Source organism: Pseudomonas sp. GD03858, from assembly GCF_029840925.1.
In the GTDB taxonomy this organism is placed as follows: Bacteria; Pseudomonadota; Gammaproteobacteria; order Pseudomonadales; family Pseudomonadaceae; genus Aquipseudomonas.
Window position 1 is genome coordinate 13,686 of the sequence record NZ_JAOCDM010000017.1, and the last position, 16,153, is coordinate 29,838.

General features: G+C 64.9%; 11 protein-coding genes. 10 read left to right on the forward strand and 1 reads right to left on the reverse strand.

The features are described from left to right. The first annotated feature begins 60 nt into the window (after positions 1-60). From N5D48_RS07215 to accC, 5 genes are all read left to right on the forward strand, one after another. On the forward strand, positions 61-2,022 hold the full coding sequence (locus tag N5D48_RS07215; RefSeq protein ID WP_279882637.1) for a methyl-accepting chemotaxis protein: 1,962 nt from the start codon (positions 61-63) through the stop codon (positions 2,020-2,022). A 168-nt stretch (positions 2,023-2,190) separates the two neighbouring features. Continuing rightward, positions 2,191-3,948, forward strand: a complete 1,758-nt coding sequence (locus N5D48_RS07220) for a protein-disulfide reductase DsbD (RefSeq protein WP_279882639.1) — start codon at positions 2,191-2,193, stop codon at positions 3,946-3,948. 177 nt (positions 3,949-4,125) lie between these two features. Further along, positions 4,126-4,578, forward strand: coding sequence for a type II 3-dehydroquinate dehydratase (aroQ, locus tag N5D48_RS07225; RefSeq protein ID WP_279882641.1), 453 nt, complete (start codon positions 4,126-4,128; stop codon positions 4,576-4,578). Between the two features lie 101 nt (positions 4,579-4,679). Further along, positions 4,680-5,147, forward strand: a complete 468-nt coding sequence (gene accB / locus N5D48_RS07230; protein WP_279882643.1) for an acetyl-CoA carboxylase biotin carboxyl carrier protein — start codon at positions 4,680-4,682, stop codon at positions 5,145-5,147. Between the two features lie 17 nt (positions 5,148-5,164). Further along, entirely contained in the window at positions 5,165-6,520 is a 1,356-nt protein-coding gene (gene accC / locus N5D48_RS07235) for an acetyl-CoA carboxylase biotin carboxylase subunit (protein WP_279882645.1), read from the forward strand. A gap of 61 nt (positions 6,521-6,581) precedes the next feature. Here the strand turns inward: accC and N5D48_RS07240 are convergent, their stop codons facing one another. Then, complete coding sequence (locus tag N5D48_RS07240) at positions 6,582-10,466, reverse strand: DUF6543 domain-containing protein (RefSeq protein ID WP_279882647.1); 3,885 nt, start codon at positions 10,464-10,466, stop codon at positions 6,582-6,584. 212 nt (positions 10,467-10,678) lie between these two features. Between N5D48_RS07240 and prmA the strand changes: the two genes are divergently transcribed. From prmA to purH, 5 genes are all read left to right on the forward strand, one after another. Beyond that, entirely contained in the window at positions 10,679-11,557 is an 879-nt protein-coding gene (prmA, locus tag N5D48_RS07245; RefSeq protein WP_279882649.1) for a 50S ribosomal protein L11 methyltransferase, read from the forward strand. A gap of 43 nt (positions 11,558-11,600) precedes the next feature. Next, the gene (locus N5D48_RS07250) at positions 11,601-12,902 is read left to right on the forward strand and encodes a DUF3426 domain-containing protein (protein ID WP_279882651.1); all 1,302 of its coding nucleotides are present in this window, start codon (positions 11,601-11,603) and stop codon (positions 12,900-12,902) included. 198 nt (positions 12,903-13,100) lie between these two features. Then, a complete protein-coding gene (gene dusB / locus N5D48_RS07255; protein ID WP_279882653.1) occupies positions 13,101-14,114 on the forward strand; it encodes a tRNA dihydrouridine synthase DusB in 1,014 nt (337 codons plus the stop codon). Beyond that, positions 14,111-14,431 (forward strand): DNA-binding transcriptional regulator Fis, encoded by a 321-nt coding sequence (fis, locus tag N5D48_RS07260; protein WP_134692528.1) that lies wholly within the window; start codon positions 14,111-14,113, stop codon positions 14,429-14,431. Before dusB ends, fis begins: the two co-directional genes overlap by 4 nt. Positions 14,432-14,507: 76 nt before the next feature. Beyond that, positions 14,508-16,115: a bifunctional phosphoribosylaminoimidazolecarboxamide formyltransferase/IMP cyclohydrolase gene (gene purH, locus N5D48_RS07265; protein ID WP_279882655.1), complete on the forward strand. Its 1,608-nt coding sequence runs from the start codon at positions 14,508-14,510 to the stop codon at positions 16,113-16,115. Positions 16,116-16,153: the final 38 nt, after the last annotated feature.

Consider the following 16,153-nt stretch of genomic DNA (forward strand, 5'->3'; position numbering starts at 1 on the left):
AAATCGCAATAACTTCAGGCCCCGACCTCTCCACTCCCCCTCCGCAGGAAGTTCGCGGCTATGCGCCTGAAGTGGCTGACCAATTTCAACACCCTGTTGCTGGTGACCGTGTGTATCGCCCTGGGCGCGACCCTGTGGTGGTCGCAACGCGCCCTGGAACGTCCCTACCAACTGATGGAGCGCTATCTGGGCCTGTCCCAGCAGTTCCAGAACGACACCGCGCGCAATATCCAGGCGTACCTGGGCAGCGGCGATGCCCTGCGCCATGCCGCGGCCATGGAGGCCAACAAGCAGCTGCAGGCCGCCCTGGCCGACTGGCCCGAGGACCTGTCGGCCAAGTTGCGTCCGAGCCTGGACAACCTGCAAGGCTTCACCGCCAACGAACTGCTCGCCGCCGGCAAGCTGGCCGGCGATCCCCAGGCCCTGCTGCTGCAGGCCGAGCGGGAGCTGGGAGCGAACCTCGAGCAACTGGTTGGCTACGCCCGCGACAGCGCCAGCAGCGACGCCGGCCGCTACCTGGCGCCGCTGCTGGAGGCCTCCCTGCACCTGGGTCGGCTGTCCCTGGCTCGCGACAAGCTGGTCAGCAGCGGGCGCGCCGAGCTGGCCGACGAGGTGCAGCGCGAACTGCAACTGATCGCCGCCCAGGCCCAGGCCATCGACAGCCTGCCATTGCTGGGGGTGACCCGCGCCGCCGAATCCAACGCCGACGACTTCGCCGCGATGATGGGCCTGGAATCCCAGGCCAGCAGCCAGCAGGAAGACATCGCCGTGGGCCTGAAGCGCGAGCTGCACAGCCTGCTCGGGCGCTACCCCGGCGAACTGCAGCGTACCCGCGAGCAGATCGAGCGCCGCGCCGCGCTGGCCGCCAGCACCGGCGAACGCCTGGATGCGGTGCAACAGGCCATCGCCGGCCTGGAGCCCGAGGTGCGCGGCCTGCACGCGACCATCGCCAGCGAGGTACGCCTCATCCAGGGTCTGATGATCGGCCTGATTCTGCTGATCGCCCTGCTCATCGATACCCTGCAACGCCGCCTGGCGCGCACCCTGACCAGCCTGGCGCCGGCGCTGTCGCGCTGGGCCGAGGGCGACTTCGCCCAGGCCATCGCCCTGGGCCGCACCAATCGCGAGCTGCACGACATCCAGGAATCGCTCAACCGCCTGCGCCAGTACCTGGTGGGGCTGGTCGGCACCATCCGCCACAACGCCGAACAGGTGGCCGGCAGCAGTCACGCTCTGGCCGGCATGAGCAGCGCCCTGCACGACGGCGCCGAACGCCAGGCCGGCGACACCGCGCAGATCCGCGACGCCCTGGGTGAACTGGAGGCGACGATCCAGCAGGTGGCCGGCGATGCCAGCGCCGCCGCCGAGGCCAGCCGCGATGCCGGCCGGGCCGTGGAACAGGGCCAGACGGTGATCGGCCAGAGCCTGTCCGGCCTGCGTTCGCTGGTCGACGAGGTGCAGGGCAACGCCCGGATGATCGAGCAATTGGCGCAAGAGTCGGCCACCATCGGCAGCGTGCTCACGGTGATCCGGGCGATCGCCGAGCAGACCAACCTGCTGGCCCTCAACGCTGCCATCGAAGCGGCCCGGGCCGGGGAGATGGGACGCGGTTTCGCCGTGGTTGCCGATGAGGTGCGCTCGCTGGCCCAGCGCACCACCGGCGCCACCGGCGAGATCCAGGCGCTGATCGACCGCCTGCAGCAGGCCGCCCGTGAATCGGTGGAGGGCATGCGTGCCCAGCTGGAACACGCCGAGGCCACGGCCAACCAGGCACAATCGGCCGATGGCGCGCTGGACGCGATCGTCAGCGCCATCCGCACCATCTCCGACACGGCGGTGCGCATTGCCGACGTGACCGCGCAACAGAGCGGAGCAGTAAGCGAGATCCGCGATCACAGCGAGCGGATTCACGAGCTGGGCGAGGACAACCTGCAGCGCATTGGTGAAGGGCGTGAGCAGGGCGAGCAGTTGCTCAAGCTGGGCGGCGAGTTGAATACGGCGGTGCGGGCGTTCAGGCTCTAGCCATCTGCTTGATGGGGCTGCCTCGCAGCCCATCGCGACACAAGGCCGCTCCTACATAGGTACGCGAACCCTGTAGGAGCGGCCTTGTGTCGCGATGGGCCGCGCAGCGGCCCCAATTTCGACCAACTCCGCTATCATGCCCGCCACGTTCCACCTCGCGAGTCCGCCATGCGCCGCCTGTTTTTCCTGCTGTTCCTGCTGCTGGCCAGCCCCGCCTTCGCCACGGGCCTGCTCGACAACCGCCCCAGCGCCACCCTCGGCGCCGCGTCCAACAGCGCCGACTTCCTGCCGGTGCATGAAGCCTTCAAGCTCAGCCTGGTCCAGGCCGACGCCCAGACCATCAAGCTGCGCTTCGTCGCCACCGACGGCTACTACCTCTACCGCCATCGCTTCCAGTTCCGCGCCGAGCCCGCGGACATTCGCCTGGGCGTACCGAACATCCCCAAGGGCGAGGCCAAGCACGACGAGTTCTTCGGCGACGTCGAGGTCTATCACGGCGTGCTCGACATCGAGCTGCCACGCAATGACCCGCGCGCCTTCACCCTGCTGGTGGGCTACCAGGGCTGCGCCGACAAGGGCCTGTGCTATCCGCCGGAAACCGAACGGCTGAGCATCGACGGCGAAGGCGCCCCGCTGCCGGCAACCGCCGAGCAGGGCTGGACCTGGAAATCGCTGCTGCTGTTCTTCCTCGCCGGGGTCGGCCTGACCTTCACTCCCTGCGTACTGCCGATGCTGCCGATCCTCTCCGGCGTGGTCCTGCGCGGCCAGGTCGGCGGCCTGCGCGGGCTGTCGCTGTCGCTGGCCTATGTGCTGCCGATGGCGGCGAGCTTCGCCGTGCTCGGCGCGCTGATGGGGCTGTTCGGCGCTGGCCTGAACCTGCAGGCGCGCCTGCAGTCGGCCTGGGTGCTGATGCCGTTCGCCGCATTCTTCGTGCTGTTCGCCCTGGCCATGTTCGGCTTGTTCGACCTCAAGCTGCCACAGGCACTGAGCAGCCGCCTGGACAACCTCGCGCACCGCACCAAGGGCGGTTCGCTGCTCGGCGCGGCGGTGCTCGGCGTGCTCTCCAGCCTGCTGGTTTCGCCTTGCGTCTCGGCGCCTCTGGCCGGCGCCTTGCTGTACATCAGCGCCAGCGGCGACGCCTTGGGCGGCGCGCTGAAGCTTTTCGCCCTCGGCCTGGGCATGGGCGCGCCGCTGTTGCTGGTGGCCACCGGCGGCGCGGCCTGGCTGCCGAAGAGCGGCCCCTGGATGAACACCGTGAAGAACGCCATCGGCGTGCTGCTGCTGGGCCTGGCCATCGGCCTGCTCAGCCGCGTGCTGCCAGGGCCGGTCACTCTGCTGCTGGTTGGTCTGCTGGCTGCCGGCGTGGCGCTGTTCCTCGGCGCGCTGGAATTCGTGGTCAAGACGCCGCGCCAACGCCTGGCGCAACTGCTTGGTCTGGCGCTGCTGGTGTACGCCCTGGCCTGCTGGTATGGCGCCCTGAGCGGCCAGGGAGACCCGCTGCGCCCGCTGCCGCCACCAGTCGTGGCCAGCAACACCGCCGCGACCCAAGCCGACGCCTGGCAGACCCTCACCACCCCCGCCGCTCTCGACGCCGCCCTGGCCGAGGCCAAGGCCGCCGGCCAGCCGGTGCTGCTCGACTGGTACGCCGACTGGTGCATCAGCTGCAAGGTGATCGAGCACGAAGTGCTCAATGCGCCGCAGGTCCAGCCACAACTGGCCGCCTTCCGTCTGCTGCGCGTCGACATCACCGAGAGCAATGCCGAGCAGCGTGCCCTGCTCGACCGCTACCGCCTGTTCGGCCCGCCCGCGCTGATGTTCTTTGCGGCGAACGGCAGCGAAATGACCGCCGATCGGGTCATCGGCGAGACAAACGCCGGCGATTTCGCGAAGACTTTGGCGCGCGTGCGTGGCCAACTGGGTCTATAACTTCCCGCTACCTGTGAAAAATCTCGCTACAAGTGACCAGACTTAATCATCTGGTCACATACTTTGCGCGAACCTCGGACATCGTGCTGGCTATTGCCGGGAACTGGACACTCATCACTTGTTACGGCATAGTCGCCGCGCTATGTCGAATTGCCCTACAAAACCAAGGAATCGCAGATGGCAACCCTACTGGTGCTGCACGGCCCCAACCTGAACCTGCTCGGCACCCGCGAACCGGGCCACTACGGCGCCGCCACCCTGGCGCAGATCAATCAGGACCTGGAGCAGCGCGCCCGCGCCGCCGGCCACCATCTGCAATACCTGCAGAGCAATGCCGAATACGAATTGATCGACCGCATCCATGCCGCGCGCAACGAAGGCGTGGACTTCATCCTGATCAATCCGGCCGCTTTCACCCACACCAGCGTCGCATTACGTGACGCATTGCTCGCGGTGAGCATCCCATTCATCGAAGTGCACCTCTCCAACGTGCACAAGCGTGAACCGTTCCGCCACCACTCCTACTTTTCCGATGTCGCGGTGGGAGTGATCTGCGGCCTCGGTGCCACCGGCTACCGGTTGGCCCTGGAGTCCGCGCTGGAACAGCTGGCTGCCAACGCACAGCCCTGATGACACAAGGTCTTGGCCCCTTCGGGCCGAGGCTCATGAAGAAACGTTTTCGACACGTTTTAAAAATACGTCCCCGACCGAACCTTGGGAGTTGATGATTAATGGATATCCGTAAAGTCAAGAAGCTGATCGAACTGCTGGAAGAGTCTGGCATCGACGAACTGGAGATCAAGGAAGGCGAAGAATCCGTTCGCATCAGCCGCCACAGCAAGACCCCGGCCGGCGCCCAGTACTTCGCCGCTCCGGCTCCGATGGCCGCTCCGGTTGCCGCCGCAGCACCTGTTGCCGCTGCCGCCCCGGCCGCTGAAGCCGCTGCCGCCGCGCCGGCCCTGAAAGGCACCGTGATCCGTTCGCCAATGGTCGGCACCTTCTACCGCAAGCCTTCGCCAACTTCGCCGAACTACGCAGAAGTCGGCCAGGCCGTGAAGAAAGGCGACACCCTGTGCATCGTCGAAGCCATGAAGATGATGAACCACATCGAATCCGAGATCGGCGGTGTGATCGACGCCATCCTGGTGGAAGACGGCCAGCCGGTTGAGTACGACCAGCCGCTGTTCACCATCGTTTGATTCGCGGAGAACCAACGATGTCTGGGAAGCTCGAAAAAGTTCTGATCGCCAACCGCGGGGAAATTGCCCTGCGGATCCTGCGTGCCTGCAAAGAGCTGGGTATCAAGACCGTCGCCGTGCACTCCACGGCCGACCGTGAACTGATGCACCTGGGCCTGGCGGACGAGTCGGTCTGCATCGGCCCTGCATCGTCCAAGGATTCGTACCTGCACATTCCGGCGATCATCGCCGCTGCCGAAGTGACAGGCGCCACCGCCATCCACCCGGGTTACGGCTTCCTCGCGGAAAACGCCGATTTCGCCGAGCAGGTGGAAAATTCCGGCTACATTTTCATCGGCCCGAAAGCCGACACCATCCGCCTGATGGGCGACAAGGTGTCGGCCAAGGACGCGATGATCAAGTCGGGCGTGCCGACCGTGCCGGGCTCCGACGGCCCGCTGCCGGAAGACCCGGAAACCGCGCTGGCGATCGCCCGCGAGGTGGGTTACCCGGTGATCATCAAGGCCGCCGGTGGCGGTGGTGGTCGCGGCATGCGCGTGGTGCACAAGGAAGAAGACCTGATCGAATCGGCCAAGCTGACCCGCACCGAAGCCGGTGCCGCGTTCGGCAACCCGATGGTCTACCTGGAGAAGTTCCTGACCAACCCACGTCACGTGGAAGTGCAGGTTCTGTCCGACGGCCAGGGCAACGCCGTGCACCTGGGCGACCGTGACTGCTCGCTGCAGCGCCGTCACCAGAAGGTCCTGGAAGAAGCCCCGGCCCCGGGCATCGACGAGAAGGCCCGCCAGGAAGTCTTCAAGCGTTGCGTCGACGCCTGCATCGAGATCGGCTACCGCGGTGCCGGTACCTTCGAGTTCCTGTACGAGAACGGCCGTTTCTACTTCATCGAGATGAACACTCGCGTGCAGGTCGAGCACCCGGTCTCGGAAATGGTCACCGGCATCGACATCGTCAAGGAGATGCTCAGCATCGCCGCTGGCAACAAGCTGTCGTTCCGCCAGGAAGACGTGGTGATCCGTGGTCACTCGCTGGAGTGCCGGATCAACGCCGAGGACCCGAAAAAGTTCATCCCGAGCCCAGGCAAGGTGAAGCACTTCCACGCCCCGGGCGGCAACGGCGTTCGCGTCGATTCGCACCTGTACAGCGGCTACTCGGTTCCGCCGAACTACGATTCGCTGATCGGCAAGCTGATCACCTACGGCAAGGACCGCGACGAAGCCATGGCGCGCATGCGCAATGCCCTGGACGAGATCGTCGTCGACGGCATCAAGACCAACATCCCGCTGCACCGCGACCTGGTGCGTGATGAAGGTTTCTGCAAAGGCGGCGTCAACATCCACTACCTCGAGCACAAACTGGCCAGCCAGGAGTGATCGTGAGGTGAGATGAAGAACAACCCCGGCCTGGAGCCGGGGTTGTTTTTTTCGCCTGGTTTCAGCGCAGGTCGATCACGCTGATGGCCTGCTGGTTGGTCGCCGCCGCGTCGGCGGGACGCCCCAGCGCGTCGAACACCGCCCCGTTGCCGCCCTCCCGCAGCGTCTCGGCACGGACTCTGCGCATGAAACGGTGCGCCCTGCCCGGCAGACCAGGCGCATTGAACCTGGCCGCGCGCAGGACCGGGTCATAGATGCCCGCGACGAAATCCGCCGAGGTCTGGAACACCTTGACCGCGCCCCCGTTCAGGTCCAGTCGCACGCCATAAGTCCTGCCGAGACATGACGAGTAAGACCAATGATCCCAGCTGGGGCGCAGCCCATTGCGCCGCAGGACACTCGCCACCGGCCCACCGATATCCGCCCCTGTCAGCCAGTCTCCTCCCACCATCACCGTGCGTATCTTGCTGGCTGGCGTCGTCCCCTTGACCGCAGGCAGCACCTCATTGATCGCACGCGTGATCAACGACCTGATGTTGTGATCGAAGTGGAGCACTGCACCGGCCTTGGTCACAGGGTTGTATAGCGTCACCGCCACGCAGGTCTGTACGTTCAGAGTGAACAGGTAGTTGTCGTTGACCGCGGCTCCGAACCGGCCGATGACAGCTTCGCCCTGCAGCGCTCCACGCGCCACGTCAGGACGATCACCCGAAAACGCCTCGGCAGGTGTGCGCACCCTACCCAGGTCCTGCGCGGGAGCACCACCCACGAGGCCTGGCCGGACCGGCTGCAGGCGACCATCAGCGGACACACGCACCGGCATCTTGAAATACGCATCGGGACGACGCGCATTGACCACGCGCAGGAAGTCTTCGCCAAGCTCATGGCGCACCTGGAAATAGCGACCTTTGTGGTGCACGTAGTACTTGCCATCGCTACCGAGCCGTGTACCGCTCCATACCCCATCACGGGGGGCATTCGTCAGGCCCGACGGGCTATTGCTCACGGCCCATTGCTTGTCCAGGCGCACGTTCTGCCTGATCGCCGGCGCCAGCTCGCGCGCAGTCCGGCTCGCCCGCCCGCCCCCAACCACCGCGCGCAGGGTACCTAACACCCGCGGTGCCAGCGTAAACGCGCCGAACAGCGCCCAGGAAGCCTGCAGCCACTCCCGCAACGCCTGCTCGGTATCACCCTTGGCGTGCGCGATGATCGCATTCTGCACGCCATGAACCAGGAAACCGATGTCCATCAGCAAGGCAAAGGGGGGGCAAACGAGCGCTACAGGTATCGATGCGAAGAACAGCCCCTTGAATACCTGCGCCTTTATTACCTGCGCGCGGGAGCGGGTGATCTGCCTGACCTCGTTGAGGCCGTGCCGGATGTAGACATCGAACTCTGTCCGCAGAGCATCCACGCGCTGGGCTTCACGCACCGAATCCGGATGCGTGGAGCCCGCCGCCAGTCGCTCGAGAAACGCACGCACCACCTCGGCGGTGGCCTGCGTGGCTCGACCGACCAGCTCCTCCCGCAGCATTCCGGTGGCGGTGCCTCGCAGGTCCGCATAGGGCCGCAGCACACGCTGGTCATAAGCTTCCGGCAGGTACAGCCAATCCCGTGCCACGCTACCTTCGATCAGTCGCAGCACGTAGGCACCGCGTATCGGATGGCCAGCCAGCGTCAACTGGAAAATACCTTCGGTGCTGGCGACACTTTCGGGGAGCGCTTTCTGCGCGCGAGGCGCATTGCGGCCCGAGGCCTCGCTTACCAGCCTGACCAAATGGTTGTAGTGATCCACGGCGATGTCCTTCTGCCCCAGGGCCTGGCACAAGTCCCGGTCCAGGAGCCAGTTCAACATCTGACCAAACGCCTCGCGCCGGGCGGTGTAGTCAGCCGAAGCGGCATTCAGGTAACGGACCTCGATCGCCTCGGCATACTTCTGCCCCAGGTAGACTCGCCGGGCATAGCGTGCGAGTTCCGCGCTACGCACCCGACCCAGGTCCTGCCCGACGGAGGAGCGCACGCCGCGATCGGGATTGTCGATCCCCCAATTGTCGTCGTAGCCGAAGATGCTCATATGCAGCAACGTCATGCTGCTGGCGGGCTGACCATCTCCATCGGCGTGGTAATCGATCAGCACCGTTTCCGGGTCCACCGCCTCGGTCACACCGACCGTGGCCAGGTAAGGCGCGATGTCCTCGCGGACCTTCCGGCGGGCGAACGCCAGGAAGCTTTCATGACCGGCCATCAGGCCGTCGAACTTCTGTTCATGCCAGCCAGCCAGCGCCCGGTTGTAGCAATAGGTCCTGCGCATCTCGAGCGACAGTCCACGATACCAGTCTGGCGAGTCGACGCGCTTCACGTGCTCCAGATGCATGCTCTGGCGGGACACGACATGCTCCTCGAGACATGCCGCATAACCTGTGGCCAGCCCGCGCAGATCACTGCCCAGGCTCGACTTCGCGGGATTGTCGATCACCTGCGAGTAGAGCTCATGCGCATACGAGCGGATAACCACCGGGGTCAACGATCGAAGATAGGCCTGCCCCCAGTCCCGTGACAGCCAGCCGCCGACTTCCATTGCAATGGCTCCAGGCCCGCGCAGCGCCACCCACTCCTGGCCATCGGGCTTTTCCGGTGCGTAGAGCACCGCTTCGTCCAGCTCACCGCGATCGTCCTCGCTGTAAAACAGCATCAGGCCATACCAGCTGCTGGTTGCCGTGACCCCAAGGGTGCGAACCTGCAGCGTGTCCCCCTTGGCGTTGACCGTCGAGGTGACACGATCCGCCATCCGCTGGTCGATATGACCTGCGTGGATTGCTACCAGCAGACTGTGCTGCAAGCGAGCCTGATAGGCATCCTTCATTACCCCCATCACGTCATCCTGTGCGTAATGTTCAAGCAAGGCTGGGTAGTAGTCCCCCGGCGCATCGATCGATTCCACCAGCCGCTCCAGCAACTGCACGGAAAGGGCGCCCTCATGGCGCGCTGGGGCTTCGAACTTGCTGATGACCTGAAGCATGCCCGCCTTGAGCGGCCCAAGCATGACCTGCGACGTCAGGCTCAAGGTTTCGACAGGGTGCCCTGGGTCGACCGTGAAACGCCGGTGAAGCTTGATCTGGTCCGGGTCCATGCGATAGCCGGTCTCCCCGAGCAGGAATTGCCTGGCCCGCTCCCGCGCATAAGCTTCGAGCGTCTCGACATCCTCCAGCTGGAGCTGTTGCAACAGCAATGCGTCCTCCAATCGTGAATGGGATTCACGCAACGCAGTTTCTGTGCTGTCCTGGAGCGCCTTCATCCACTCGGGCCGAGAGGCAGTGGCAAAGCGCTGCAGCCTCAGTGTCTGCACGTCGGTCGCCAGGGCCTGGATCGCGACTTGGCCATGCCACTCACGTTGCAGCTCCTCGATTTCCGCGCGCAGGCCTTGCGCCGTCCGCCCTTCCCGATCCTTGCCATCGACCAGCGCCTTGCATGCCTCGATATGCTTATCGAGGCATGCCTGCAGCCGCACATGAAAATCCACGGCATCGTCGACGACTATCGGCGGTGTCTGCCAGTGCCGACGAAGCGCGTCGTCGTAGATGCCGACCAAGCGATCGAACATGCCCTCGATCAGTTGGACAAGGGTGTCTCTACGCTCCTGCGGGATCTCCTGGGACACCTTCTTCTCCCAACGATGAGGCGCGTCGAGCGCCTCGTCGTAAACAGACGCTTGCCCGTCGATCGAGGCTTGCAGGATGGTATCCAGCAGATTGTCGAGAAAGCCGTCGGCATAGTGCCCCTGTGCAAAGTAGACCCGCAGTTCGACGTGGATGTTTTCCGCGAGCGTATCCAGCCAGGTCGGCTGCGACTTCAGGCGCTGATCGAACGCTTGCGCCCAGCCTTCCAGCTTGTCCACAAGCTGCTTGATCGATATTTCGGAAGCTGCTGTCTCTACCTGTGTACTCACTTATCCTGCTCCTGATAGTGTTGGAGCCGGTAGTTTCGAATGTCGCCACCCGAGGCTGGCTGTACATATCACTTATCGCCAAGACATTGCGCGGCGCGGTGAGGGTCGGAACATCAACCGACCCTCACTCCCTTTTACCGCCCGTCTGGCGTAAACTGGCGCCCTTTGCGCAGCCACGCGCTGCCCCTGTCGATTTCCCAAAGGTGCCCGCCATGCCCTGGCTGCAAGTACGCCTGGCCATCAGCCCGGAACAAGCCGAGACCTACGAAGACGCCCTGCTGGAAGTGGGTGCCGTCTCGGTGACTTTCATGGACGCCGAAGATCAGCCGATCTTCGAGCCGGACCTCAACACCACTCCGCTGTGGTCGCACACCCACCTTTTGGCCCTGTTCGAGGCCGACGCCGAGCCTGAGGCGGTGTTCGCCCACCTGGCGCTGCTGACCGGCGCCGCGCTGCCCGAGCACCACGCCGAGGTGATCGAGGACCAGGACTGGGAACGCAGCTGGATGGACAACTTCCAGCCCATGCGCTTCGGTCGGCGCCTGTGGATCGTGCCCAGCTGGCACGAGGCCCCGGAGAAGGACGCGGTCAACCTGCTGCTCGACCCGGGCCTGGCCTTCGGCACAGGCACCCACCCCACCACTGCGCTGTGCCTGGAATGGCTCGACGGCCAACAGCTCGAAGGTGCCCAGGTACTGGACTTCGGCTGCGGCTCGGGCATCCTCGCCATCGCTGCCCTGCTGCTGGGCGCCCGCGAGGCGGTCGGCACCGACATCGACGTGCAGGCCATCGAAGCCTCGCGTGACAACGCTCAGCGCAATGGCATCGCCGATGAGAAACTGGCGCTGTACCTGCCAGAACATATGCCAGCCATGCAGGCCGACGTGCTGGTCGCCAACATCCTCGCTGGCCCATTGGTATCGCTGGCTACGCAACTGTCCGGTCTGGTTCGCCCAGGTGGCCTGCTGGCACTGTCGGGCATCCTCGCCGAACAGGGTGAGGAAGTGGCCGCCGCCTATGCCGGCGACTTCGATCTGGACCCGATCGTCGTGCGCGACGGCTGGGTGCGCATCAGTGGTCGCCGCCGCTAAGCGCGCCTAGAATCAACTCTTGCCCAGTTCTCCGGATCGCCGCATGACCGACAGTTTCGTCACCCAGTGTCCGCATTGCCAGACCAGCTTTCGCGTCACCCACCACCAGCTGAGCCTGGCCCGTGGCGTGGTGCGCTGCGGCAATTGCCTGCAGGTGTTCAACGCGGCGAAACAGCTGCTGGAGCAGAACCGCGCTGCCAGTGCAGAGGCCAGCACCAGCGCGCCGGAGCCAGCCGCGGCGACGCTACCCGACGCCGAGCAGCCGCCACCCGGCGAAGACAGCTGGGCCGTGACCGCCGAAGAGCTGGACGCGCTGGACCTCGACCAGGAACTGGCACGCCTCGAACGGCGCAGCCCGGGCGATCGCCGTAGCGCCGGACAGAAGGGCGTGCTGCAGGCCAGCCGTGACGACCACCAAGGCACCGACGAACACGCCGACGAACTGTTCGGCACCGCCACCGACGCGCCCCTGGAGCCCGCGCCGGAACGCAAGGAAGCGCCGGTGCTGGTCGAGCAGGAACCGCTGGACCTCGAGCCTGTCGACGGCGAACGCACCGAGCCTACCCTCGGCAACGCCGACCTCGACCTGGACGACGAGCCGCCGGTACGCCGTCAACCCCATGCCGAAGACCTCGACGCGCCAATCGAGCGCCTGTCCGCCGAGGACGAGCCGATGCCGGAAAAAGGCCTGTCGGCACTCGATGACGAAAGCCGCGACGAGCATTTCTCGGCACGCGACGGCGTGTCCGAAGAACAGCGCCTGGAGCCGAGCCTGGGCATCAAGCCCGAGCGCCCGCGCAAGGAGCCGCTGGTCGACGTGGTCGACGATCCGTTGCAACTGGATTGGGAAAAGCCCGCGCCAAACTGGGGCAAGCGCCTGCTGTGGGGCTTGCTGACCTTCCTGGCCGCCGGGGTACTGGCCTTCCAGTACGTCTGGTTCCACTTCGACGAGATGGCCCGCCAGGACCAGTACCGTCCATGGTTCCAGCAACTGTGCCCGGTACTTGGTTGCCAGGTGCCGACCCGCGTGGACATCTCGCGGATCAAGAGCAGCAACCTGGTGGTGCGCAGCCACCCTGACTTCAAGGGCGCGCTGATCGTCGATGCGATCATCTACAACCGCGCCCCCTTCGCCCAGCCCTTCCCGCTGCTGGAGCTGCGCTTCGCCGACCTCAACGGCCAGCTGATCGCCAGCCGGCGCTTCAAACCCAGCGAGTACCTTTCCGGCGAATTGGCCGGGCGCGGCGAGATGCCCAGCCAGACCCCGATCCACATCGCCCTCGACATCCTCGACCCGGGCCCCAAGGCCGTGAACTACAGCCTGAGCTTCCGCTCGCCGGAATGAAACAGCTGCAAGCTGCAAGCTTCAAGCTGCAAGAAAAAGCCGATCGGCATCTGTCTTGCAGCTTGAAGCTTGCCGCTTGAGGCTACCGCCCGTTGTTCAGATTTTATCCAGATTCATCTTTATCCGGTCATCGAGAGCGGGTATCATGCCAACCCTTTTTCGAACTCCAATGATTCGGCCCCACAACAGGGAACACCTATGTCGGCGGTACGCATCGGCCCTTACACACTGCAGAACAACCTGATCCTGGCACCCATGGCCGGGGTCACGGACCAGCCTTTCCGTACCCTGTGCAAACGCCTGGGGGCGGGCATGGTGGTCTCGGAGATGGTTTCCAGCGACATGCGCCTGTGGAACAGCCGCAAGTCGAGCCTGCGCCGTATCCACGAAGACGATCCCGAGCCACGCTCGGTGCAGATCGCCGGTGGCGACGCGCAGATGATGGCCGAGGCGGCCCGCGCGAACGTGGACGCCGGCGCCCAGATCATCGACATCAACATGGGCTGCCCGGCAAAAAAAGTCTGCAACAAGGCTGCCGGCTCTGCTTTATTGAAAGACGAAGCCCTGGTCAGCGAGATCCTTCATGCCGTGGTCGGCGCAGTGGAGGTTCCGGTGACGCTGAAGATACGCACCGGCTGGGACCGGGCGAACAAGAACGGCCTGAATGTGGCGAAAATCGCCGAACAGGCCGGCATCCAGGCGCTGGCGGTGCACGGCCGCACACGCGCCGACCTGTACACCGGCGAAGCCGAGTACGACACCATCGCCGCCATCAAGCAGGCGGTGTCGATCCCGGTGTTCGCCAACGGCGACATCACCTCGCCAGCAAAGGCCCAGGCGGTGCTGGACGCCACCGGGGTCGACGGCTTGCTGATCGGCCGTGCCGCCCAAGGGCGGCCGTGGATCTTCCGCGAGATCGAGCATTACCTGCGCACGGGCGAGCAGCTGCCCGCACCGGCGCAGGACGAAGTGGAACGCATTCTGCTGGAGCACCTGGCCGCGTTGCATGCCTTCTATGGCGATGTGATGGGCGTGCGTATCGCCCGCAAGCACGTTGGCTGGTACCTGGCGACCCGACCTGGCGGCAAGGAGTTCCGCAGCCAGTTCAACGCTTTGCAAGACACACAAGCACAGTGCGCCAACGTTCAGGCCTATTTCGCCGAACGTCGACAGAGCCTTGGCACAGAGGACGAACAAGGGGTGGCCGCATGACGATGATGACCGAGACATTAGTGAGTGGAACAACGCCCGTGAGCGACAACGTCAACCTCAAGCAGCACCTGAACACGCCGAGCGAAGAGGGCCAGACCCTTCGCGGCAGCGTCGAGAAGGCGCTGCACAACTACTTCGCCCACCTGGAAGGCGCCACCGTCACGGACGTGTACAACCTGGTGCTCTCGGAAGTCGAGGCACCGCTGCTCGAAAGCGTGATGAACTACGTCAAGGGCAACCAGACCAAGGCCAGCGAGATGCTCGGGCTCAACCGAGGCACGCTGCGCAAGAAGCTCAAGCAGTACGATCTGTTGTAAGGCCAGAACCCCAACCAAAAAGGCGCTCTTGACGAGGCGCCTTTTTTGCTGACTCCACCGCGTTATGGAATCTGAAATGACCGACCAGACTACCCGCCTGCCGATCCGCCGCGCTTTGATCAGCGTCTCCGACAAGACCGGGATCCTCGAGTTCGCCCGTGAGCTGCAACAGCTCGGTGTCGAGATCCTGTCCACCGGCGGCACCTACAAGCTGCTCAAGGACAATGGCGTGAACGCGGTGGAAGTGGCCGACTACACCGGCTTCGCCGAAATGATGGACGGCCGGGTCAAGACCCTGCATCCGAAGATCCATGGCGGCATCCTCGGCCGTCGCGGCACCGACGACGCCATCATGAACGAACACGGCATCAAGCCGATCGACCTGGTCGCGGTCAACCTGTACCCGTTCGAGGCCACCATCAGCAAGCCGGGTTGCGACCTGCCGACCGCCATCGAGAACATCGACATCGGCGGCCCGACCATGGTCCGTTCGGCGGCGAAGAACCACAAGGACGTGGCCATCGTGGTCAATGCCAGCGACTACGCCGGCGTGCTGGAAAACCTCAAGGCCGGCGGCCTGACCTACGCCCAGCGCTTCGACCTGATGCTCAAGGCCTTCGAGCACACCGCCGCCTACGACGGCATGATCGCCAACTACATGGGCAGCATCGACCAGGCCAAAGAAACCCTGTCGACCGCGGACCGCAGCGAATTCCCACGCACCTTCAACAGCCAGTTCGTCAAGGCCCAGGAAATGCGCTACGGCGAGAACCCGCACCAGAGCGCGGCGTTCTACGTCGAGGCGAAGAAGGGCGAGGCCAGCATCTCCACCGCCATCCAGCTGCAAGGCAAGGAGCTGTCGTTCAACAACGTGGCCGACACCGACGCCGCGCTGGAGTGCGTGAAGAGCTTCGTCAAGCCGGCCTGCGTCATCGTCAAGCACGCCAACCCGTGCGGCGTGGCCGTGGTGCCTGAAGACGAAGGCGGTATCCGCAAGGCCTACGACCTGGCCTACGCCACCGACACCGAGTCGGCCTTCGGCGGCATCATCGCCTTCAACCGCGAGCTGGACGGCGAAACCGCCAAGGCGATCGTCGAGCGTCAGTTCGTCGAAGTGATCATCGCCCCGAAAATCTCCCAGGCCGCCCGCGAAGTCGTGGCCGCCAAGCAGAACGTGCGTCTGCTGGAGTGCGGCGAGTGGCCAGCCGAGCGTGCCGCCGGTTGGGACTTCAAGCGCGTCAACGGTGGCCTGCTGGTGCAGAGCCGCGATATCGGCATGATCACTGCCGACGACCTGAAGATCGTCACCAAGCGCGCGCCGACCGAGCAGGAAATCCACGACCTAGTGTTCGCCTGGAAAGTGGCCAAGTTCGTCAAGTCCAACGCCATCGTCTACGCCAAGAACCGCCAGACCATCGGTGTCGGCGCCGGCCAGATGAGCCGCGTCAACTCCGCGCGCATCGCCGCCATCAAGGCCGAGCACGCCGGCCTGCAGGTCCAGGGCGCGGTGATGGCCTCGGATGCGTTCTTCCCGTTCCGCGATGGCATCGATAACGCAGCTAAAGTGGGTATCAGCGCGGTGATCCAGCCGGGTGGCTCGATGCGTGACGCCGAAGTCATCGCCGCAGCCGACGAAGCCGGTATCGCCATGGTCTTCACTGGCATGCGCCACTTCCGCCACTAATCAGATGCCGGGCCGATCCCGGTCCCTGTAGGAGCGGC

Coding starts and splice junctions, on each gene's coding strand:
- N5D48_RS07215 (WP_279882637.1), top strand. CDS start 61: ATGCGCCTGAAGTGGCTGACCAATTTCAACACCCTGTTGCTGGTGACC.
- N5D48_RS07220 (WP_279882639.1), top strand. CDS start 2,191: ATGCGCCGCCTGTTTTTCCTGCTGTTCCTGCTGCTGGCCAGCCCCGCC.
- aroQ (WP_279882641.1), top strand. CDS start 4,126: ATGGCAACCCTACTGGTGCTGCACGGCCCCAACCTGAACCTGCTCGGC.
- accB (WP_279882643.1), top strand. CDS start 4,680: ATGGATATCCGTAAAGTCAAGAAGCTGATCGAACTGCTGGAAGAGTCT.
- accC (WP_279882645.1), top strand. CDS start 5,165: ATGTCTGGGAAGCTCGAAAAAGTTCTGATCGCCAACCGCGGGGAAATT.
- prmA (WP_279882649.1), top strand. CDS start 10,679: ATGCCCTGGCTGCAAGTACGCCTGGCCATCAGCCCGGAACAAGCCGAG.
- N5D48_RS07250 (WP_279882651.1), top strand. CDS start 11,601: ATGACCGACAGTTTCGTCACCCAGTGTCCGCATTGCCAGACCAGCTTT.
- dusB (WP_279882653.1), top strand. CDS start 13,101: ATGTCGGCGGTACGCATCGGCCCTTACACACTGCAGAACAACCTGATC.
- fis (WP_134692528.1), top strand. CDS start 14,111: ATGACGATGATGACCGAGACATTAGTGAGTGGAACAACGCCCGTGAGC.
- purH (WP_279882655.1), top strand. CDS start 14,508: ATGACCGACCAGACTACCCGCCTGCCGATCCGCCGCGCTTTGATCAGC.